Source organism: Halomonas ventosae (genome assembly GCF_004363555.1).
Taxonomy (GTDB): Bacteria; Pseudomonadota; Gammaproteobacteria; order Pseudomonadales; family Halomonadaceae; genus Halomonas; species Halomonas ventosae.
On sequence record NZ_SNZJ01000026.1, the window covers coordinates 1 to 21,303 of the forward strand.

The window sequence follows — 21,303 nt, forward strand, 5'->3', positions numbered from 1 at the left end:
GGCTCGAGGCCATTCGGTCCTACTCGGGATACACCCAGGCTGTGAGCGGTGGTAGCTAATCACCCCTCACTGGAGAGACACAAGGTCCTACGCCAGGGAAGGCGTCGGTAGCGTACAGGGAGGTATTCACAGCGCCTCCTCGCAGGCTTGTCGACGGATCAGCCCCGAGTGATACCTCTATCTGCGATAGCCTTGGGGGTGGAAGGCGGTGATCCCCTCGACGAAGCGCCCACCGGGGCGATAGTGCTCGAGAAGCGAGAAGTGGTCATCGCCTTCCAGCACGGCTGACTCGACGCCGATACCCTGCCCGCGTAAGTGCTTGGCGTAGGCCTGCATCTGGCGCGCGAACTCGCTGGACTCCTCGCCGCCGGCGACCAGCTGCACCCCCGCTGGGGCGCGGCAGGGCTGCCGCACCGGGCTGTAGTCGCTCACGTCGCGGCCGGTGAGCTGCAGCTTGGGCTGCAGCCATGACCAGGGAAAGGGCCCGAGGTCATAGAGGCCACTGACGCACAGCGTCCCCTTGATCAGGTCGTCAGGCAGGCCATAGTCGCCTTCCCAGTCGGTGGCCAGCAGCATGGCGCAGAGGTGCCCGCCGGCGGAGTGGCCCGAGACGCTGATCTGGCGCGGGTCGACACCCAGTGCCCCCGCGTGCTGATAGACCCACGCCAGCGCCGCCCGGGCCTGGCGCACCACCTCGCCGAACGCCACCGCGGGGCAGAGGGCGTAGTTGACCACCGCCACGGTGATGCCCGACGCCACCAGGCCGTCGACGACGAAGCCGAATTCCTTGTGGCTGAGCGAGCGCCAGTAGCCGCCATGGAAGAAGAGGTGGCAGGGGACAGGCTTGCCCTCCTCTCCCCCCTCTGCTCTCTCCTCCGCTCTCCCCTCCCCCCTGCCCTCGGCGTGGTAGAGGTCCAGGCACTCGGCGAGCGTGGGCCCGTAGGGCAGGTCGCGCGTCACCCGGTGGCGCTGGCGAGACGCCGCACTCCGATCATGCCAGTCGGCGAGCAGTACGGCGGGGTCCCGACCCCGCATGGGGTCGTAGGCGCGGTCGATCGCCTCCTGGGTCGCCAGGTCGCGATAGAGCATGGCGCCCTAGCCCTGCCAGCGATAGCCGCGGCGCGGGCGATTGGCCGCCAGCAGCAGGCCCAGCGGGGCCAGGGCGAGCACCAGGAAGCCGGCCAGGGTCCAGCCGGGCAGCGAGATGCCGAGCAGCAGGAAGTCGATCTCGGCGCACTCTCCCGAGCCCGAGAGCACCTGGGCCAGCACCTGCTGCAGGGGCAGGATCTCCATCATGTAGTCGAGCCCCGGGCCGCAGCTCGGCACCTCGTCGGCCGGCAGCGACTGCAGCCACAGGTGGCGCCCCGCCACGGCGACGCCGCCGCCCACGGCGGCCAGCGACAGCAGGCCGTAGATCACTGCCCCCGCGCGGCCCACGGGGTCGTGGATCGCGGCGACGAGGAAGACGGCGGCGGCGGCCAGCACGGCCACCCGCTGGAAGATGCACAGCGGGCAGGGCTCCAGCCCGACGACATGCTCGAGCCCCAGGGCCACGGCCATCATCAGCACGCAGAAGGCGAGGCCCGCGAGGCTCCACTCGCGGACCGAGAGGCGCCGAAGGTCGTCGATCATGACGTCTCTCCCGTCTGCAGCGGCGTGACGGCCCGCACCTCGCGGGCACGCTCGAAATAGCGGGACAGGAAGGCGTCGAAGCCCTCGGTCTCACCTGCCTCGAGGTCACGCTGCTGCGCCAGGGAGGTCGCCACCAGCTCGTCGAACAGCGCCTCCCGAGACGGGTCCATGGGGGTATCACGGAAGGCTTGCGCCTGTTCCCGGGCGAGGCCCAGCATGGCCTCGACGAAGGACTCCCCGCTAGACTCGAGGCGCGCCAGCAGGCGCGCGGAGGGCGTCAGGGCGGGGTCGTCGAGGCGCGGCGACAGGGCCGCCAGCGCCTCGCCGTGAGGCTCGCCCTCTTCCAGGCGATCGAGCAGCTCGGCCACCGCCACCATCTCGGTGAAGATCTCGCCGCCCCAGTCGGCGATGGAGCGGTGCCGGCCATCCTGCAGCAGGCGCAGCTCGGGGTCCCGGCCACGCTCGACCACCAGGCGGCGATTGTCGTCGAGCCGGTCGCACTCGTCGTCGGGGATCCAGGGGCTCTCGCTGAGCAGGCACCACATCAGGAAGGTGTCGAGGAAGCGGATCTGCGGCTCGTCCACCCCCAGCGGCAGGAAGGGGTTGAGGTCCAGGCAGCGCACCTCGATGTACTCCACGCCGCGAGCCTCCAGCGCCTGGCTGGGGGTCTCGTCATGGCGTGCCACCCGCTTGGGGCGGATGTCGCTGTAGTACTCGTTCTCGATCTGCAGGATGTTGGCGTTGAGCTGGCGCCACTCGTCGCCCTCCTTCACGCCCAGCTTCTGGTAGTCCTGCCAGGGCGTGGCGATGGCGTGGCGCAGGGTATTGACGTAGTTGGAGAGCGAGTTGAAGCAGATCTTCAGCTGCTCCTGGACCTTGTTCTGGTAGCCCAGGTCCGACATGCGCAGGCTGGTGGCGTGGCGCGACACCAGGGTGTCCTCGCCATGCCGCTGGAGCTTCTCGGGCAGCTCGCCGCTCGGCAGGAAGCTGCGGTCCAGCGCCGGCGAGGCGCCGAACAGGTAGAGCAGCAGCCAGCTGTGGCGGCGGAAGTTGCGGATCAGGCCGAAGTAGCGCGACGAGCGGTAGTCGCGCAGGGGGGTGTCGAGGTCACCCTCGAGCTCGCGCAGCAGCTGCCAGAGGTCATCGGGCAGCGAGACGTTGTAATGCACCCCGGCAATGGACTGCATGATCCGCCCGTAGCGCAGGTCCAGGCCCTTGCGGTAGACGTGCTTCATGGTGCCCACGTTGGAGCGGCCGTAGTCGGCGATGGGCACGCTGTCGTTGCCGTCCAGGCGCGCCGGCATGCTCGCCGGCCAGATCAGCTCGTCGTCCAGGTGCCGATAGCTGAAGCGGTGCAGGTCGGCGAGGAAGCCCATGGCATCGACTGGCCGACAGTAGACCGGGGTGATGTACTCCAGCAGCGCCTCGGAGTAGTCGGTGGTGATATGCGGGTGGGTCAGCTTGGAGCCCAGCGCGGCGGGATGGGGGGTGGCGGCGATGCGCCCCTCGCCGTCGACCCGCAACCCCTCCTTCTCGATGCCGCGGCGCAGGCGCCGGACCCGCCCCTGGTCGGCCAGGGACTTGAGGCGATCGACGCGGCTGGTGAACGATTCGGACAAGATGGTCACCCCATGTGTGGAAAGGCGGGCGCCATCGCGCCCGGCAAACATCAGATTATGGTGCCGTCAGGCGACGCTTCAAGGTCAGCGCCCCTTCTTGGCCTGCAGCAGGGCCGCCCCCAGGGCGCCCATCTGGCTGGCCGGCTCGGCCGCCTTGCCGCCGCGACCAGCCTTCCCGGCTCCCTGGCCCCGGGCGTTGCCACGTCCGCGGCGCGGCGGGTCGGAGGGCTGGTCGTCACCCCGGTCGTCCGGCTGGTCATCGAGGCGCATGGTAAGGCCAATGCGCGAGCGCGCGAGGTCCACGCTCATCACCTTGACCCGCACGATGTCGCCGGCCTTGACGACGGTCCGGGGGTCCTCGATGAACTTCTCGGAGAGCGCCGAGATGTGCACCAGGCCATCCTGGTGGACGCCGATGTCGACGAAGGCCCCGAAGTGGGTGACGTTGGTCACGCTGCCCTCGAGGATCATGCCGGGCTCGAGGTCCTTCAGGGTCTCGACCCCCTCGCGGAACTCGGCCGCCTTGAACTCGGGGCGTGGGTCACGCCCCGGCTTGTCGAGCTCGGCGAGGATGTCGGTGACCGTAGGCACGCCGAAGCGCTCGTCGGCGAACTCAGCGGGCTTCAGCGACCTGAGGGTGGCGCTGTCGCCGATCAGCCCGGCCAGGGGACGCCCGCTGCGCTGGGCGATGCGCTCCACCAGCGGATAGGCCTCGGGGTGCACGGCGCTGGCATCCAGCGGGTTGTCGCCGTTCATGATGCGCAGGAAGCCGGCGCACTGCTCGAAGGTCTTGGGCCCGAGGCGGCTGACCTCGAGCAGCGCCCGACGGCTGGTGAAGGGCCCTTGAGCGTTGCGCCGCGCGACGATATTGTCGGCCAGGGCCGCATTGAGGCCGGCGACCCGCGACAGCAGAGCGCTCGACGCCGTGTTGAGGTCCACCCCCACGGCGTTGACGCAATCCTCGATCACCGCCTCCAGGCTCCGGGAGAGCTGCAGCTGCGAGACGTCGTGCTGGTACTGGCCCACGCCGATGGACTTGGGCTCGATCTTGACCAACTCGGCCAGCGGGTCCTGCAGCCGCCGGGCGATGGAGACCGCACCGCGGATGGTGACGTCGAGGTCCGGCAGCTCCCGGGAGGCATACTCCGAAGCGGAGTAGACCGAGGCGCCCGCCTCGCTGACCATCACCTTGGAGAGCACGCGCTTCCCCTGCCCTTCTTGTGAAGAGAACCGTTTCACCAGCTCACCGGCGAGCCTGTCGGTCTCGCGGCTGGCGGTGCCATTGCCCACGGCGACCAGCGCCACGTCGTGCCTCTCCACCAGCCTGGCCAGCTCGGACAGCGACGCGTCCCAGGCATTGCGGGGCGCGTGGGGATAGATGGTGGCGTGCTCCAGGAACTGGCCGGTGGCATCCACCACCGCCACCTTGCAGCCGGTTCGCAGGCCAGGGTCGATGGCCAGGGTCGCCTTCTGTCCCGCCGGAGCAGCCAGCAGCAGGTCCTTGAGGTTGGCGGCGAACACCTCGATGGCCTCGAGCTCCGCGCGCTCGCGCAGCCGACCCATCAACTCGGTCTCCAGGTGGGTGTAGAGCTTGACCCGCCAGGTCCAACGCACCACCTCAGCGAGCCAACGGTCGGCGGGCCGGTCCTGGTCGCCGCTCCCGTTGAAGATACCGAAGTGCCGGGCGATGGCCACCTGTGCCGGATGGAGCGGGGCCTCCTCCTCGCCGGGCAGGCGCAGGGCCAGCGCCAGCACGCCCTCGTTGCGCCCACGGAACATCGCCAGCGCGCGGTGCGAGGGCACCTTGGCGAGCCGCTCGTCGTGCTCGAAGTAGTCGGAGAACTTGGCGCCCTCCTGCTCCTTGCCGGCGATCACCCGTGAGGAGAGCTCGCCCTCGTGCCACAGCCGTTCGCGCAGCTGGCCGACCAGCTCGGGGTCCTCGGCGAAACGCTCCATGAGGATCTGCTTGGCGCCGTCCAGGGCCGCCTTGGCGTCCTCGACGGCGGGGATGTCGCCTTCTGCGGGACGAAGGTAGCTTGCCGCCTCGGCCTCGGGGACCAGGGTCGGGTCGGCCAGCAGGGCATCGGCCAGCGACTCGAGCCCCGCCTCCCGGGCAATCTGCGCCTTGGTGCGCCGCTTCTTCTTGTAGGGCAGGTAGAGGTCTTCCAGGCGCTGCTTGGTCTCGGCGGCACGGATGCTGGCGGCGAGGTCATCGGTGAGCTTTCCCTGCTCGTCGATGGCGGCCAGTACCGCCTCGCGGCGCTCCTCCAGCTCGCGCAGGTAGGACAGGCGCTCGTGGAGTTGGCGCAGCTGGATGTCATCGAGCCCGCCGGTGACTTCCTTGCGATAGCGGGCGATGAAAGGCACGGTGGCCCCGCCGTCGAGCAGTTCCACCGTCGCCTTGACCTGCGGCGGGCGAACGGCGAGCTCCTCGGCGAGGCGGCTGATGATCTTGTCGTGTGCGTCCATGAAATCCTTGGCAATCAAACGTCCAGACGATCGCGACAAGGTACCACAATCGGGATTCAGGCGGGGGCGAATCGCAGCGCCAGGCCGTTGTTGCACCAGCGCAGGCCGGTGGGCTCGGGGCCGTCGTCGAAGACGTGGCCCTGGTGGCCGCCGCACCGCGCGCAATGGTACTCGGTGCGGGGGAAGACCAGGAAGTAGTCGACGCTGGTCAGCAGGTGCCCCTCGACGTGCTCGAAGAAGCTCGGCCAGCCGGTCCCCGAGTCATACTTCATGGCGCTGGTGAACAGCAGCAGGTCACAGCCGGCACAGCGGTACTCGCCCTCGCGGGTCTCCTTGTCCAGCGGGCTCGAGAAGGCCGGCTCGGTGCCCTCCTCGCGCAGGATTTCGAACTGCTCGTCGCTCAGGCGCTCCCGCCACTCGGCCTCGGAGAGCTCCAGCACCTCGAGCCCCTCGGCACGCGAAAGGTCAGGCTTGGGCCGCGCCGAGGCCAGCCCCGGCAGCAGGCCGGCGAGGCTGCCGGCCCCCAGCACGCCTAGAAAATGCCGTCGTTTCATGGTCTCTCTCCGTCGGTGATCGAATCCTGGCGCCAGCCTTCCCCTCGAGATGACGCCAGGACGCAAACGGGGGAAGGAGCTGCCTCCTTCCCCCGCTCAGACCGTCGATGCCACCGACGGTTCGCCTTCGCGCGCCTCAGGTCAGGCTGGGGCCCGCCTTGGCGATCGCCTCGTTGACGCCCTCGAACTTCTTGAAGTTGTCGACGAACTTGGCGGCCAGCTCCTGGCGCTTGCGGTCGTAGGCGTTCTTGTCCTCCCAGGTCTCGCGCGGATCGAGCAGGCGGGAGTCGACACCCGGCACGGCGGTGGGCACCGCCAGGTTCAGGCCCTCGACCTGGCGCGTCTCGACGTCGCGCAGCACGCCGGACTGGATGGCGCTGATGATGGCGCGGGTGGTGGGGATCGAGAAGCGAGAGCCTCCCTCCCCGTAGGCACCCCCGGTCCAGCCGGTGTTGACCAGGTAGACCTGGGCATCCTTCTCGGCCACGCGCCTGACCAGCAGCTCGGCGTACTCGCGCGCCGGACGCGGGAAGAAGGGCGCGCCGAAGCAGGTGGAGAAGGTCGCCTCGAGCCCGGCGGTGGAACCCACCTCGGTAGAGCCCACCTTGGCCGTGTAGCCGGAGAGGAAGTGGTAGGCGGCCGCCTCCTTGGAGAGCACGGAGACCGGGGGCAGCACGCCGGACATGTCACAGGTGAGGAAGACGATGGCGTTGGGCTCGCCGGCGCGGTTCTCGGGCACGCGCTTATCGACGTGCTCCAGCGGGTAGGCGGCGCGGGAGTTCTGGGTCAGGCTGTCGTCGGCGTAGTCCGGCTCGCGGCGGTCGTCGAGGACCACGTTCTCCAGCACGGTGCCGAACTTGATGGCCTGCCAGATGATCGGCTCGTTCTTCTCGGAAAGGTCGATGCACTTGGCGTAGCAGCCGCCCTCGATGTTGAAGACGGTGCCCGGCCCCCAGCCGTGCTCGTCGTCACCGATCAGGTAGCGGGCCGGGTCGGCGGAGAGGGTGGTCTTGCCGGTGCCGGAGAGGCCGAAGAAGAGCGTGGTCTCGCCATCCTCGCCGACGTTGGCGGAACAGTGCATGGGCAGCACGTCGGCGGCCGGCAGCAGGAAGTTCTGCACCGAGAACATCGCCTTCTTCATCTCGCCGGCATAGCGCATGCCGGCGATCAGCACCTTCTTCTGGGCGAAGTTGAGGATCACGCAGCCCTCGGAGTTGGTGCCGTCGCGGGCCGGATCGCACTCGAAGAAGGGGGCGTTGAGGATGGTCCACTCGTCCTTCACGGACGGGTTGTAGGCCTCGGGGCGCACGAACATGGTGCGGCCGAAGAGGTTGTGCCAGGCGGTCTCGGTGGTGACACGCACCGGCAGGTAGTGGACCGGGTCACTGCCCACGTGGAGCTCGGACACATAGTGCTCGCCGTCGGCCAGGTAGGCATCGACGCGGGCCCAGAGGGTATCGAACTTCTCGGCGTCGAACGGGCGGTTGACGCTGCCCCAGTCGATCTGGCCGCTGGTGCTCGCCTCGTCGACGATGAAGCGATCCTTGGGCGAACGGCCGGTGCGCTCGCCGGTGTTCACCACCAGGGCGCCGTTGGCGGCCAGGCGCCCTTCCCCGTTGGCCACTGCCCGCTCGATCAGCTCGGCGCTGCAGAGGTTGACGTGGGAAATGGCGGCTTGCTGGGGGGCGGCTTGAGTCGTGGTCATGTCGTGTCCTGGGCCTTGCGGCCGCTTCTCTCTCGTGTGCCGGGCGTCGGTGACGCAACGTGGGTCATGCCATGATCGCCGTGCGCGGGTCATTGCCGTCTTGTGCTGGGCGATCGACCGGAAAAAACGGCGCCATTATGGCAAAAACCCGGCCGCCGGGAAACGCTGTTCTTGGGCGAAGTTCATGTAGTTTTACTACTACATCGGCACCGTTCACTACCGCTCACCCGATAACGCATGCTGCAACGCAGCGCCGCGGCATGACACTTCTCAGTGCAGGGTCGGCGGCTCCCCCTCGGGGCCCTCGAGCATCGCCTCGACCTCGGACGCCGGGAAGTGGTAGCGGGTATGGCAGAAGTGGCACTGGGTATCGATGGCCCCCTGCTCGGCCAGTACCTCGTGGAGTTCCTGCGCGCCCAGGGTCATCAGCGCCGAGGCGATGCGCTCGCGGGAGCAGGTGCAGCCGAAGCGCAGCGCCTTGGGGTCGAAGACCCGCACCGTCTCCTCGTGGTAGAGACGGCGCAGCACCTCGAGCGGTTCGAGGCCGAGCAGCTCCTCCTCCTTGACGGTATCGGCCAGGTGCACGGTGCGCTCCCAGGCATCCACGTCCTGGTTCTGCGACTCATCGGGCAGGCGCTGCAGCAGCAGGCCGCCGGCCCGTCGACCATCGGCGGCCAGCCACAGCCGCGTCGGCAGCTGCTCGGACTGGGCGAAGTAGGCGGCGAGGCAGCCGGCCAGGCTGTCGTATTCGAGGGCCACGATGCCCTGGTAGCGGTGGCCGTCGGTGGGGTCCAGGGTGATCATGATCTGCCCCTGACCCACCAGCTCACGGAAGCCGGCGTTCTCGCCGGGAATCGCCGCGTCCTCGGCCAGGCGGGCAATGGCACGCAGCTCGCCGCCGGGGTTGGATTCGGCCATCAGCAGGGCGAGCGCGCCCTGGCCGCGCACCTCGATGCTCAGGGTGCCGTCGAGCTTGACGGTGTCGGTGAGCAGCGCCACCGCGGCGAGCAGCTCGCCGAGCAGGTGGTTCACCGCCGGCGGGTAGTCGTGGCGCTCGAGCACCTCGCCGTAGGCGCGCTCGAGGGTGACGATCTCGCCACGCACGTTGGTCTTGTCGAAGAGGAAACGCTGGATCTGGTCGGTCATGAGGCTCTCTGTCTAGTCATCCTGCTGGCGCTGGAAGCGTTGGATCTCCCGGCGCTGCTTCTTGTCGGGGCGCTTGAGCGGGTGCTGCATGACCTGGTTAGTGAGGCGCCGGGCCTCGGCCTCGCGCTCGCGGCGCGCGACGCTCTCCTCGGTCTCGCGGTAGAGCGCGCGGGCCTCGGGGGCACCACGGCGCTGGTCGGAGAGCGCCAGCACCTCCACCTCCAGGATGTCCCAGCCCTGGGGCACACGGATCAGGGCGCCGACCTCGACGGCCTTGCTGGTCTTGGCGCGCCCGCCCTCGTAGTGGACCTTGCCTCCCTCGATGGCCTTCTTGGCGAGTGCCCGGGTCTTGAAGAAGCGCGCCGCCCACAGCCACTTGTCGAGCCTGATGCTATCCATGGACACCTCCCTCGCCCGCCGAAGGCGGCAGGTTGTCGGGCAGGATGCTGGCGAAGCGGTCCAGGGCGATGAACTCCTCGAGCTCCCGCTCCGGCCGGCGACTGTCGGGCTGCTTGATGCCCAGCAGGTGGCGGATGCCGAACTCCCGGGCACTCTCCAGCACCGAGGCGTTGTCGTCGATGAACAGGGTACGCTGCGGGTCGAAGGGCTCGACCTCCTGCAGGGCAAACCAGAAGGCCTGCTCCTCCTTGGGGACCCCGAGGTCCGCCGAGGAGACGATGGCATCCAGGTAATCCTCCAGCCCGGTCAGCGGCAGCTTGAGCGCGAGGCTCGCCCGGTCGGCATTGGTGGCCAGCACCACCCGGGGATGGGCCGCCTTCAGCCAGCGGAGGAAGTCCAGGGCGTCGCTGCGCAGGCCGATCAGGTGCTGCACCTCCCGCTTGAGCGCCACCACGTCGACCCCCAGCTCGCGGCTCCAGTAGGCCAGGCTGTACCAGTTGAGGGTGCCCTGCTCACGGATGATCCGTGCGCGCAGCTCCTCCTGGGTCGCCTCGTCGAGGCGGTGCAGCTCCACGTAGCGCCGCGGCAGGTGCTCGAGCCAGAAGTGGCTGTCGAAATGCAGGTCCAGCAGGGTGCCGTCCATGTCCAGCAGGACGGTGTCGATGGCGCGCCAGTCGATCATCGCTACTCCGGGGGTGAGTCGGGGGCCGTTGGGACGTAGTATTGTATCGAATCGCCATCCGGGGCGCACAGCGCCGCTCTGGCCTCCACCACATGCCCCTTTCGCCCGCCCCTGTCGCTCTCCAACAAGGAAGTCCGCCCATGTCCGACCCGCACGACGCCTCCCGGCCCTGGCCCGTCAAGCCCCACATCCTCGACCGGCGCAGCGTGGCACGCAGTCGCCTGTTCCACGTCGAGGAGCTGGACCTGCGCTTCTCCAACGGCGCCGAGCGCACCTTCGAGCGGCTCACCGGCACCGGCCAGGGCATCGGCGCGGTAATGATCGTGGCCATGCCCGACCCGGAGCACGTGCTGCTCATCCGCGAGTATGCCGCCGGCTTCGAGGACTACGTGCTGACCCTGCCCAAGGGGCTCGTGGACCCCGGCGAGGACATCGTCACCGCGGCCAACCGCGAGCTGATGGAGGAGTGCGGCTTCGGCGCCAACCGCATCGAGCCGCTGGTGGAGCTGTCGCTGGCCCCCAACTACATGCGCCATCGCATGCAGGTGCTGCTGGCCAGCGACCTCTACCCCAGGCGCCTGCCCGGCGACGAACCGGAGCCGCTGATCGTGGAGACCCACGCCATCGACGAGCTCTCGGCCCTGCTGGCCCGGGAGGACTTCCACGAGGCCCGCGCCATCGCCGCGCTGTTCATCGCCCGGGACAAGCTGCGCAGCGAGGCGCCGGTGGACGCCGGGCTCTGGTGAGCCCTCTAGCGTGAGTGCAGCCGGCGCAGGGCACTCTTGCCGTCCTTGAGCTTGACCCAGCGCCCCTGGCGGTAGCTGTCGAGCCCGGTCTCCAGCAGGGTCATCACGTCCAGCGCCGACTCGCTGGTCACCGGCGGCGGGGTGCCCTCGAGCAGGGTCCTCGCGATGCCGGCATAGAAGGCGGGGTAGTCCCCCGGCACGGCCGGTGCCTCGCGGCTCGCCAGGGAGGTCGCTTCGCCCTCCCCCTCGTCGAGGGTCAGGGTGCCGGGCGAGGGATCCACCCCCCAGCCCGGCGACGGGGCCTGCCCTTCCTTGAGCCAGGCCTCCTGGGGGTCGAGCCCGTACTTCACGAAACTGCCCCGGGTGCCGTGGACTCGGAAGCGCGGGGTCGGCTCGGCCACCAGGGAGCTGGCCTGCAGGCTCACCCGCAGGTGGTCGTACTCCAGCAACGCCAGGAAGTCATCGTCCACCTCGGCCCCCTCGCGCGAGCTGGCGAGCTCCAGCAGGATCGCCTTGGGCATGCCGAAGAGCTGCCGGGCCTGGTCGAGCAGGTGCGGGCCGAGGTCATACCAGATGCCCCCGCCCGGCTTGTGGTGGTCACGCCAGCGGTCGGTGACCCGGGGACGGAAGCGGTCGAAGCGCGATTCCAGCGCCACCACCCGCCCCAGGGTCCCCTCGTCGAGCAGCGCCTTGAGGGTCAGGAAGTCGCTGTCCCAGCGACGATTGTGGAAGACGCTCAGCAGGCGATCGGCGCCATCGGCCTGGGCCTTGAGCAGGCGGGCCTCGGAGGCGCTGACGCTGAAGGGCTTGTCGATCACCACGTGCCTGCCGGCCGTCAGCGCCGCCTTGGCCAGCGGGAAGTGGGTGTCGTTGGGAGTGGCGATCACCACCAGGTCGATGTCTCGTCGGGCAAACAGCGGCGCCGCCTTGGGCAGCACCTCGACCTCGGGGAGGTCGGCCTTGACGCGCTCGGCATCGCCGCTGACCACGGCGGTCAGCTCCAGGCCGGGCGCGGCCTGGATCAGCGGGGCGTGGAAGGTGCGCCCGGCCATGCCGTAGCCGACCAGGCCGACGTTGAGGGTCTGTGTCTTCATCGTGCGGGCTTCCCTGCAGGGGTCATGGGGCCCGGCCTTCGGCAAAGGCTCGCGTCGCCTGGCGTCCGGCCGGGTCTCAGGCTCAGTCTAGCCGGGTCAGGTCGCGCACCGCACCCTTGTCGGCGGAGGTCGCCAGCAGGGCATAGGCCTTGAGCGCCGCCGAGACCTTGCGGTCGCGCTGGATACTCGGCTTCCAGGCCTCGCTGCCCTTCGCCTCCTCCGCCTCGCGACGGCGGGCGAGCTCCTCGTCGGGGAGCTTCACGTCGATGCGCCGATTGGGGATGTCGATGCGGATGAGGTCGCCGCTCTCCACCAGCCCGATGGCGCCGCCGGCGGCGGCCTCCGGCGAGGCGTGGCCGATGGAGAGCCCCGAGGTGCCACCGGAGAACCGCCCATCGGTGAGCAGCGCGCACGCCTTGCCCAGCCCCTTGGACTTCAGGTAGCTGGTCGGGTAGAGCATCTCCTGCATGCCGGGGCCGCCCCTGGGCCCCTCGTAGCGGATGACGACCACCTCGCCCTCCTTCACCTGGCCACCGAGGATATGCTCCACCGCCTGGTCCTGGGACTCCACCACGTGGGCCGGGCCCTCGAAGACCAGGATCGACTCGTCGACGCCGGCGGTCTTCACCACGCAGCCGTCCTCGGCGATGTTGCCCTTGAGCACCGCCAGCCCCCCCTCGCGGGAGAAGGCATGCTCGAGGTCACGGATGCAGCCGCCGGCCCGGTCGCCGTCGAGGCTCGGCCAGCGGGCAGCCTGGGAGAAGGCCTCCTGGGTGGGGATGCCACCCGGGCCGGCCTTGTAGAACTCCACCACCTCGGGGCTCGGCGAGCGCATGATGTCCCACTCGTCCAGGGCGTCCTTGAGGGTATCGCCGTAGACGGTGGGCACCCGGGTATCCAGCACCCCGGCGCGGTCCAGCTCGCCGAGGATGGCCATGATGCCGCCGGCGCGATGGCAGTCCTCGATATGGTACTGCTGGGTGTTGGGGGCCAGCTTGCAGAGCTGCGGTACCTCCCGGGAGAGACGGTCGATGTCGGCCATGGTGAAGTCCACCTCGCCCTCCTGGGCGGCGGCCAGCAGGTGCAGGATGGTGTTGGTGGAGCCGCCCATGGCGATGTCCAGGGTCATGGCGTTCCTGAACGCCGCCTTCGAGCCGATGGCCCGCGGCAGCAGGTGCGCCTCGTTGCCCTCGTAGACCCGCTTGGCCAGTTCGACGATGCGGCTTCCCGCCTCTTCGAACAGCCGGCGGCGGTCGGCGTGGGTGGCAAGCACGGTGCCGTTGCCCGGCAACGCGAGGCCCAGGGCCTCCATCAGGCAGTTCATGGAGTTGGCGGTGAACATGCCCGAGCAGCTGCCGCAGGTCGGGCAGGCGCTGCGCTCGATCTCCTCGATCTCCTCGTCGCTGTAGCGGTCGTCGGCGGCCGAGATCATCGCATCGATCAGGTCGATGCCGTGGTCGAGCAGCTTGGTCTTGCCCGCCTCCATGGGCCCGCCGGAGACGAAGATCACCGGGATGTTGAGGCGCATGGCGGCGTTGAGCATCCCGGGGGTGATCTTGTCGCAGTTGGAGATGCAGACCAGGGCATCGGCGCAGTGGGCGTTGACCATGTACTCGACGCTGTCGGCGATCAGGTCGCGGCTCGGCAGCGAATAGAGCATGCCGTCGTGGCCCATGGCGATGCCGTCGTCCACCGCGATGGTGTTGAACTCCTTGGCCACGCCGCCCGCCTTCTCGATCTCGCGGGCCACCAGCTGCCCCATGTCCTTCAGGTGTACGTGGCCCGGCACGAACTGGGTGAAGGAGTTGGCCACGGCGATGATCGGCTTGTGGAAGTCGTCATCCTTCATGCCGGTGGCACGCCACAGGGCGCGGGCGCCGGCCATGTTGCGGCCGGCGGTGGTGGTGCGGGAACGATACTCGGGCATGGTGTCCTCTTCTCATCGTGCAGCCGCCTTGTGCCGGCGGCTCGGGTGTCCAGTCAGCCCCAGATTCTGTCACGCGCCCGGCCGTCAGGCCAGTCGCTCAGGCCAAGGGGCGCAGCCGGCCGCCCTCCAGCCGGCAGCGCCGGTCGGCCAGCGCCTCGATGTCGTCGCGGTCGTGGCTGACCAGCACCACCGCCGCCCCCGCGGCCTTCTGGCGGCGCACCAGGGCCCAGAGGCCGTCGCGGGTCGCCTCGTCCAGGCCGGAGAAGGGCTCGTCGAGCAGCAGGACCCGGGAGCCGCGCAGCAGCGCTCGCAGCAGCGCCACGCGCTGGCGCTGGCCGCCGGAGAGCTCCCCGGGCAGGCGGTCATGCAGCCCCTCGAGCCCCACCTCGGCCAGCCCCTCATGGATGCGGGCACGCTGCTCGCGGGTTAGCTTCATGTCCGGCGCCAGCCCCAGCCCCACGTTGAGCCAGACCGGCAGCTGGTCGAAGAGGTTGTGCTCCTGGAAGACGGTGGTAATGCCGCGCTCCCAGGGCGGCAGCGCCAGCAGGTCCTGGCCCTGCCAGGCGAGCGTGCCGCCGGCGGGCTCGAGGAACCCCGCCAGCAGCCCCAGCAGGGTGCTCTTGCCGGAACCGGACGGCCCCTCCACCGACAGACACTCGCCCGGGGCGAGCCGGAAGCTGAAGTGGAAGTCCGGCGTCTCGCCGGGCTCAAAGCGGTCGTAGTGGAAGCTCAGGTCACGACACTCGAGCATGGCGCTCCTCGCGGGTGTGGCGGTTCCAGGGGTAACGGGGCGGACGACGGGTCAGCCAGCCCAGCAGCACGAAGACCAGCACCACCAGCACCAGCAGCACCAGTGCCGTGGCGGCGGCGCCCTGCCAGCGATAGCCGCCCAGCTGCTGGTAGAGCAGCATCGGCAGGGTCGGCGCCGAGGGGCTGCCGAACAGGGCGATAACGCTGAAGTCACCCAGCGACAGGGTCATGGCATAGGCCAGCGCCAGGGCCAGGGGGCGGCGCAGCCGCGGCCAGACCAGCCAGCGCAGCCGGGCCCGTCCGCGGATGCCGAACTGGTCGGCCAGGCGCTCCTCGGATGCCGACAAACCCGGCAGGGCCCCGCGCACCACCTGCATGGCGAAGGGCAGTGCCATGAAGGCATTGACCAGCACCACCAGGGCATAGCCCTGCCAGCCGCTGCCCAGGGTCGGGCGCAGCAGCAGGAAGAGCCCGGTGCCCAGCACTAGGGAGGGGATCACCAGGATCAGCTGACCGCCCCCCTCCATCAGCAGCGCCGCCCCGCCGTGGCGGCGGGCCTTGAGCCAGCGGCTGCCCACCAGCAGGGCCACCGCCAGCGACAGGGCCCCGGCCCCCGCGCCCAGGGCCATCACCAGGCTGCGCGCCGCCGCCGGCCACAGGCTCGCGCTGCTCGGCAGCTCGGGCAGCCCGCTGAGTCCCGCCAGCACCACCGCGGCGAGCGGCGGCAGCAGCAGTGCCGCCAGGGCGGTGAGCCAGGCCGCATCGGTGAGCCGCGAGACGCCGACGCCGTCGCGCCGGTGCCAGCGCCCGCCGGCCGGCAGGGCGGCGCTGCCGACCACCAGCGAGGGCGACCCGCCCCGGGAGAGGGCCAGCAGCCACAGCGACAGGCAGATGACCAGCTGGGTCAGCGCCAGCAGGGCCGCCAGGGCCAGGTCATGGTCGAACTTGAGCGCCTGGTAGAGCGCCACCTCCAGGGTCGAGGAGCGCGGCCCGCCGCCCAGCGTCATGACGATGGCGAAGCTGGTGAAGCAGAGGGTGAAGACCAGCGCCGCCAGGCGCGGCAGCAGCGGTGCAAGGCGCGGCCACTCCAGGGTGCGCCAGAGGGTCGCCCGCGTCAGCCCCAGTTGGGAGGCCAGCCGCCAGTGCGCCGCGGGGGCCGTCTCCAGAGCCTGAAGCATCAGCCGGGCCGAGAGCGGCAGGTTGTAGAAGACATGGGCCAGCACGATGCCGGAGAGCCCATAGAGATAGCCCGACTCCGCGCCGGTCAGCCACTCCCAGAGCGGCGCCGCCCAGCCGCGCCGGCCGTGCACCGCCACCAGGCCGAACAGGCCGATCAGCGTGGGCAGCACCAGCGAGAGCTCCATGGCCCGCAGCAGCAGGGCGCGACCCGGGAAGCGCGGTCGCCGCGCCAGGGCCAGGGCCACCGGCACGGCGAGCCCCACCGCCAGCAGGGTCGAGAGGGTCGCCTGCCAGAGGGTGAAGCGCAGCACGGCGGCCAGCCACGGCTCCTGCCACAGCGCGGCCGGGTGCAGGCCGCGGGCCTGCCACAGCAGCGCCCCGAGGCTGCCGAGCCCCAGCCCCACCACCGCCGTCAGGGCGGCGAGGCCGAGCCCCGGCGGCCAGCGCGAGAGCGTGGCCCAGCGTGAGGCTGTAGTCACCTCGCTCAGCGCACGCTGGCGTTGAGCCACTCGCGGATCCAGGCACGACGGTTCTCGCGCACCTCCTCGGGGGTAAAGGTCAGGCTCCGTGGCTGGATCAGGCGGTCGAACACCTCGGGCAAGTCGTCACCCAAATCGATGGCCGGGTTCATGACGTTGCCCAGGGGGATATGGCGCTGGAAGTCCGGCGTCAGCATGAAGGCCAGGAAGTCGCGGGCCAGCGCCGGCTGCTCGGTATTCGCCACCATGGCGGCGGTCTCCACCTGCAGGTAGTGGCCCTCCTCGAACTCGGCGGCCTGGTAGCGGTCGGTCTCCTCCACCGCCATGTGGTAAGCCGGCGAGGTGGCGTAGGAGAGCACCATGGGCGCCTCGCCGTTCATGAACAGCGAGAAGTAGGCCTGGCTCCAGCTGTTGGTGACGGTCAGCACCCGCTCGTTGAGCTTCGCCCAGACGGCCGGGGCCTCCTCCCCGTAGACGTGCTTGATCCACAGCAGCAGGCCCTGGCCGGTGACGCTGGTGCGTGGGTCCTGGAGGATCAGCTGGACGTCGTCCGGGGCCTCGAGCAGTTCACGGAAGCTGCCCGGCGGCTGGTCGAGCTGTTCGGTGTCGTAGACGAAGGCGAAGTGGCCCCAGTCGTAGGGCAGGAAGGTGTCATCAGCCCAGTCGATGGGCAGCGCAAGGGGAGCTGTGTCGACCCGGTGGGGAGCCAGCAGCTCAAGCTCGCGGGCCTCGGCCATCAGGTTCATGTCGAGGCCGAGCACCAGGTCCGCCGCGGTGCCCTCCCCCTCCAGACGCAGGCGCTGGAGGATGTCGACGCCGCCGTCCAGGGCCACGAAGCGCAGGTCGCAGTCGCCGCAGCGCGCCTCGAAGGCGGCCTCGATGCCGGGCCCGGGTCCCCACTCGGAGACGAAGGAGTCGTAGGTATAGACGGTAAGCGTTCGCTCGGCGGCGGATGCGGTGCCCGCCGCTACCAGTGTCAGGATCAGGGCTGCCGGTCTTGTCATGGGATGTCCCGTTGTCATGGATAACCCCGGCATCGGCTCGGCACCGACCCGGGGTTGTCTTGCCGCTTACCGCTCATGACGTGCGGCGCAGGCCGAGCCGGCTTTGCCGGTCAACCGAACACCACCCTGGCCACGTCACGGTAGCGGCCGGCGAAATGCACCGTCATGCCCTCCTTGAGGTAGTCGGGCAGCTCGTCGTAGTCGCGCCGGTTGGCCTCGGGCAGGATCAGCTCGAAGATGTCGCTGCGTCGGGCGGCGATCACCTTCTCGCGAATGCCGCCCACCGGCAGCACCTGGCCGGTCAGGGTCAGCTCGCCGGTCATCGCCAGCGGTCGGTCAATGGACCGGTGCCGGGCCAGCGACAGCAGCGCGGTGGCCATGGTGACCCCGGCGGAGGGGCCATCCTTGGGCGTGGCCCCCTCCGGCACGTGCAGGTGGACGAAGGCCGAGTCGAAGAAGTCCGCATCGGCGCCGTACTCGCCCAGGTGGCCGAGCACGAAGCTGTAGGCGATGTTGGCCGACTCCTTCATGACGTCGCCGAGCTGGCCGGTGAGCTTGAAGCCGCGGTCCAGGGCGTGCACCTTGCCGGCCTCGACGGAGAGCGTGGCGCCGCCCATGGCGGTCCAGGCCAGGCCGGTGACCACGCCCTCGCCCTTCATCACCTGCTCCTTGCGGAAGATCGGCGGCCCCAGGTACTGCTCGAGATTGTTCACCGAGACCCGTACCGACTGCTGGTCATTCTCCAGCAGCTTCACCGCCGCCTTGCGCACGATGCGGTGCAGCTGCTTCTCGAGCTGGCGCACCCCCGCCTCGCGGGCGTAGCCCTCGATCACCTGGCGCAGCGCCGCCTCGGTGAGGTTGATGCGCTTCTTGGGCATGCGGTCGCGCTTGAGCAGCTTGGGCCACAGGTGGTGCTTGGCGATGGCCACCTTCTCCTCGGCGATGTAGCCGGAGAGGCGGATCTGCTCCATGCGGTCGAGCAGCACCGGGGGGATCGCGTCCAGGGTGTTGGCGGTGCACACGAAGAGCACCTTGGAGAGGTCCAGGCGCACGTCGAGGTAGTGGTCCAGGAAGTCGACGTTCTGCTCCGGGTCGAGCACCTCGAGCAGGGCCGAGGCGGGGTCGCCCTGGAAGGACTGCCCCATCTTGTCGATCTCGTCGAGCATGATCACCGGGTTCTCGACCTCGACCTCCTTGAGGGCCTGGGCCAGCTTGCCGGGCATGGCCCCGATGTAGGTACGGCGATGCCCCTTGATCTCGGCCTCGTCGCGCATGCCGCCCACCGAGAAGCGATAGAACTCGCGGCCCAGGGCGTCGGCGATGGAACGCCCCACCGAGGTCTTGCCGACCCCGGGGGGGCCGACCAGCAGCAGGATGGAGCCCCCCACATCACCCTTGAAGGTGCCCTCGGCGAGGAACTCGACGATACGCTCCTTGACGTCCTTCAGGCCGTCATGGTCGCGGTCGAGCACCGACCGGGCATGGGCCAGGTCGAGCTGGTCCTGGCTGCGCACCCCCCAGGGCATGGCGGTGAGCCAGTCCAGGTAGTTGCGGGTGGTGCCATATTCCGGCGAGCCGGTCTCCAGCACCGAGAGCTTGTCGAGCTCGTCGTCGATGCGCTCCATGACCCGCTCCGGCACCACGCGCCCCTCCAGGCGGGCACGGAAGGTGTCGACATCGTTCTCGCGGTCGTCCTTGGAGATGCCAAGCTCGCGCTGGATCACCTTGAGCTGCTCGCGCAGGAAGAACTCCCGCTGGCGCTCCTGCATCTGGGCATTGACCTGGTCGCTGATCTCGCTCTGCAGCTGGGCGACCTCGATCTCCTTGCGCAGCAGGGGCAGTACCTTCTGCATGCGGGCCATCACCGGCATGGTCTCCAGCACGTCCTGCAGCTCGGGGCCCTTGGCCGAGGTGATGGCCGCGGCGAAGTCGGTCAGCGGGCCGGGCTCGTGGGGGCTGAAGCGGTTCAGGTAGTGCTTGAGCTCCTCGCCGTAGAGCGGGTTGATCGGCAGCAGCTCCTTGATGCCGTTGATCAGCGCCATGGCATAGGCGCGGGTCTCGTCCTCCTCGACGTCCACCGGCTCGCGGGGATAGCTCACCTCCACCAGGTAGGGCGGCGTGCGGGAGAGCCAGCGCTGGATGCGGAAGCGGCGCACGCCCTGGGCGATGAACTGGATCTGCTGCTCCTCGCCCTGCAGCTTGTGCACCTTGACCGCGGTGCCGATCTCGGGGAAGTCCTCGTCGCCGAGCTCCTCGACTCCCGTCTCGCCGACGAAGGCCAGGCCCACGGTATGGTGCGGCGTGTTGCCGACGCGGCGGATGGTCTCCTCCCAGCGCTCGCGGTTGACCACCAGCGGCTGGACCTGGGCGGGAAAGAAGGGCCGGTTGTGGATCGGCAGCAGGTAGATGCGCTCGGGCAGCGAGTCGCTGGCGGGCACCACCGCGTGGTGGCCCTCCTCGCCCGGCCGCTCGTCGTAGGAGGCGTCGTCGCTGTTGGCCTGGATCCAGTCCAGGCCATCCTGCGCTTCGTGGTCGTCGCTCATGCGTTCCTCGTCCTGGATCGTCGGGATGGGTTCCCGGGGCTGCCCTCAGGAATGCGGGCACCGGCGCCCGACTTCAAGTCACTGCAGTCGCTCGAGGGCCGGCGGCAGCGGGCGGCCGTTGATCCGCACCCGGCCACGCACCACGTCGACCTCCAGGTCCTGGGTGTCCAGCGGCAGGCCGAGCCACAGGGCCACCACCTTGGGCACCTGGTGCCAGGTGAGGTCACCGTAGAGCCGCGCCCGCCAGCGGGCCTGCTCGCTGGCCTGGTCATCGGGATCTGCGAGTGCGACCAGGCTCAGCTCCTCTAGCCGGCGCGAATCGAAGAACAGCGCCCCGTCACCCCGCGCGTCCAGCCCCAGCATCGGGCTGTCCAGGGCGATGGCATGAATGTCCAGGCGTGGCGAATCCTGGAGCATGGCCAGCAGCTGCGGCTCCAGGCGCGCGAGCAGCTCGCGGCCGTCCTGGGCGGCATCGCCCCGGGCCGCCTCGTCGCGCAGTACCGCCAGCACGCTGCGCAGGGCGTCGGCGTTGACCCGCGACAGCTCCAGGGCAACACGGCCGGCGAGCAGCACCTGCTCCGCCGTCACCAGTCGGTCCAGGGTCAGCTCGCTCTCGACGCGCAGCTCCTGCTCGTCGAGGACCGTGCGGCTGTGCAGGACCAGCCCATGGGCCTCCAACTCGAGGTCCGGCTGATGCCAGCCCAGTCGCTCCACCTTGAGCAGGTCCTGCTGGCTGAAGTGGTAGGCGCCCTCGGTATAGGCGTAGCGGCTCTCCAGGGTGGTCGGCCCCGCTTCCAGGGTGACCGGGCCATCGCTGAGCCGCCAGGGCGCAAGCCGGGCCTGCAGCCGCCAGTCGCCGTAGACGCCGCCGAAGGTGATCCGCCCGCCGCGAAAGTCGAGCTCGCGCCCCGCCTGGCTGACGATGAAGGGCGCCAGCTCGAGGTGCCCCTCCAGGGTCGCGCCGAGAGTGCGATAGCGGGCCTGCAAGGTGGGCGGGGTCGAGGGAAGCGCGTCGCCGAACAGGCGCCGGTCGCCCGGCCCGAAATGCGGTCTCAGTTCGCCGTCGATGCGGGTGCTGATCACCCCGTGACGCGCCACGTAGGGCAGCTCCAGGTGCCAGGCCTGGCCGAAGCGGGGGGTCAGGTGGAGGGTGCCGCGGGACTCGAGCCAGCCGCGGTCGACGTCGCTGCGTTTCACCGCGAGCTCCCCCCGGGCGGCGAGGTCATCCAGGGCCCGGGCGAGTTCGCGCTCGAAGAGCACGCCGGAGAGGTACTGGGCGATGCCCCAGAGCAGCGCCAGCCCCACCACCAGCGGGACGATCAGTCGTTCCTTGCGCATCATGGCATTCCTTACCCGCGCCTTGTGCGGACCACTC

17 protein-coding genes are annotated in these 21,303 nt (G+C 69.7%); 1 reads left to right on the top strand and 16 read right to left on the bottom strand.

The genetic code is table 11. From position 1 onward, the window contains the following. Positions 1–177 precede the first annotated feature (177 nt). From DFP85_RS17380 to yrfG, 9 genes are all read right to left on the bottom strand, one after another. Positions 178–1,089: an alpha/beta hydrolase gene (locus DFP85_RS17380; RefSeq protein WP_133637686.1), complete on the bottom strand. Its 912-nt coding sequence runs from the start codon at positions 1,087–1,089 to the stop codon at positions 178–180. 6 nt (positions 1,090–1,095) lie between these two features. After that, positions 1,096–1,632, bottom strand: a complete 537-nt coding sequence (locus DFP85_RS17385; protein ID WP_133637687.1) for a disulfide bond formation protein B — start codon at positions 1,630–1,632, stop codon at positions 1,096–1,098. Next, complete coding sequence (gene gshA / locus DFP85_RS17390) at positions 1,629–3,302, bottom strand: glutamate--cysteine ligase (protein ID WP_133637688.1); 1,674 nt, start codon at positions 3,300–3,302, stop codon at positions 1,629–1,631. Before gshA ends, DFP85_RS17385 begins: the two co-directional genes overlap by 4 nt. Positions 3,303–3,335: 33 nt before the next feature. Next, the gene (locus DFP85_RS17395; RefSeq protein ID WP_133637689.1) at positions 3,336–5,720 is read right to left on the bottom strand and encodes a Tex family protein; all 2,385 of its coding nucleotides are present in this window, start codon (positions 5,718–5,720) and stop codon (positions 3,336–3,338) included. A 56-nt stretch (positions 5,721–5,776) separates the two neighbouring features. After that, positions 5,777–6,274 carry a peptide-methionine (R)-S-oxide reductase MsrB gene (gene msrB, locus DFP85_RS17400; RefSeq protein ID WP_133637690.1) on the bottom strand — a complete coding sequence of 166 codons (498 nt, stop codon included), beginning with the start codon at positions 6,272–6,274 and terminating at the stop codon, positions 5,777–5,779. Between the two features lie 136 nt (positions 6,275–6,410). Beyond that, complete coding sequence (locus DFP85_RS17405) at positions 6,411–7,979, bottom strand: phosphoenolpyruvate carboxykinase (protein WP_133637691.1); 1,569 nt, start codon at positions 7,977–7,979, stop codon at positions 6,411–6,413. Positions 7,980–8,249: 270 nt separating this feature from the next. Next, positions 8,250–9,125: an Hsp33 family molecular chaperone HslO gene (hslO, locus tag DFP85_RS17410; RefSeq protein ID WP_133637692.1), complete on the bottom strand. Its 876-nt coding sequence runs from the start codon at positions 9,123–9,125 to the stop codon at positions 8,250–8,252. Positions 9,126–9,137: 12 nt separating this feature from the next. Beyond that, a complete protein-coding gene (hslR, locus tag DFP85_RS17415; RefSeq protein ID WP_133637693.1) occupies positions 9,138–9,524 on the bottom strand; it encodes a ribosome-associated heat shock protein Hsp15 in 387 nt (128 codons plus the stop codon). Further along, entirely contained in the window at positions 9,517–10,206 is a 690-nt protein-coding gene (gene yrfG, locus DFP85_RS17420) for a GMP/IMP nucleotidase (protein WP_133637694.1), read from the bottom strand. The genes hslR and yrfG overlap by 8 nt, the downstream gene beginning before the upstream one ends. Before the next feature lie 140 nt (positions 10,207–10,346). Here yrfG and nudE point away from each other — a divergent pair, with 140 nt between their 5' ends. After that, the gene (gene nudE, locus DFP85_RS17425; RefSeq protein ID WP_106229833.1) at positions 10,347–10,952 is read left to right on the top strand and encodes an ADP compounds hydrolase NudE; all 606 of its coding nucleotides are present in this window, start codon (positions 10,347–10,349) and stop codon (positions 10,950–10,952) included. A 5-nt stretch (positions 10,953–10,957) separates the two neighbouring features. On the opposite strand, the gene DFP85_RS17430 is transcribed toward nudE, so the two are convergent. The 7 genes from DFP85_RS17430 to DFP85_RS17460 all read right to left on the bottom strand — a co-directional run bounded on the left by DFP85_RS17430 (position 10,958) and on the right by DFP85_RS17460 (position 21,266). Beyond that, on the bottom strand, positions 10,958–12,046 hold the full coding sequence (locus DFP85_RS17430; RefSeq protein WP_133637695.1) for an oxidoreductase: 1,089 nt from the start codon (positions 12,044–12,046) through the stop codon (positions 10,958–10,960). A gap of 82 nt (positions 12,047–12,128) precedes the next feature. Further along, positions 12,129–13,973: a dihydroxy-acid dehydratase gene (gene ilvD / locus DFP85_RS17435; RefSeq protein ID WP_133637696.1), complete on the bottom strand. Its 1,845-nt coding sequence runs from the start codon at positions 13,971–13,973 to the stop codon at positions 12,129–12,131. 97 nt (positions 13,974–14,070) lie between these two features. After that, complete coding sequence (locus DFP85_RS17440; protein WP_133637697.1) at positions 14,071–14,724, bottom strand: thiamine ABC transporter ATP-binding protein; 654 nt, start codon at positions 14,722–14,724, stop codon at positions 14,071–14,073. After that, positions 14,708–16,411 (bottom strand): thiamine/thiamine pyrophosphate ABC transporter permease, encoded by a 1,704-nt coding sequence (thiP, locus tag DFP85_RS17445; protein WP_208108544.1) that lies wholly within the window; start codon positions 16,409–16,411, stop codon positions 14,708–14,710. Before thiP ends, DFP85_RS17440 begins: the two co-directional genes overlap by 17 nt. Further along, positions 16,387–17,385: a thiamine ABC transporter substrate binding subunit gene (gene thiB / locus DFP85_RS17450; protein WP_133637698.1), complete on the bottom strand. Its 999-nt coding sequence runs from the start codon at positions 17,383–17,385 to the stop codon at positions 16,387–16,389. The genes thiP and thiB overlap by 25 nt, the downstream gene beginning before the upstream one ends. Positions 17,386–17,495: 110 nt before the next feature. Then, entirely contained in the window at positions 17,496–19,928 is a 2,433-nt protein-coding gene (gene lon, locus DFP85_RS17455; RefSeq protein WP_133637699.1) for an endopeptidase La, read from the bottom strand. Positions 19,929–20,006: 78 nt separating this feature from the next. After that, entirely contained in the window at positions 20,007–21,266 is a 1,260-nt protein-coding gene (locus DFP85_RS17460; protein ID WP_133637700.1) for a DUF945 family protein, read from the bottom strand. Between the last annotated feature and the right edge of the window lie 37 nt (positions 21,267–21,303).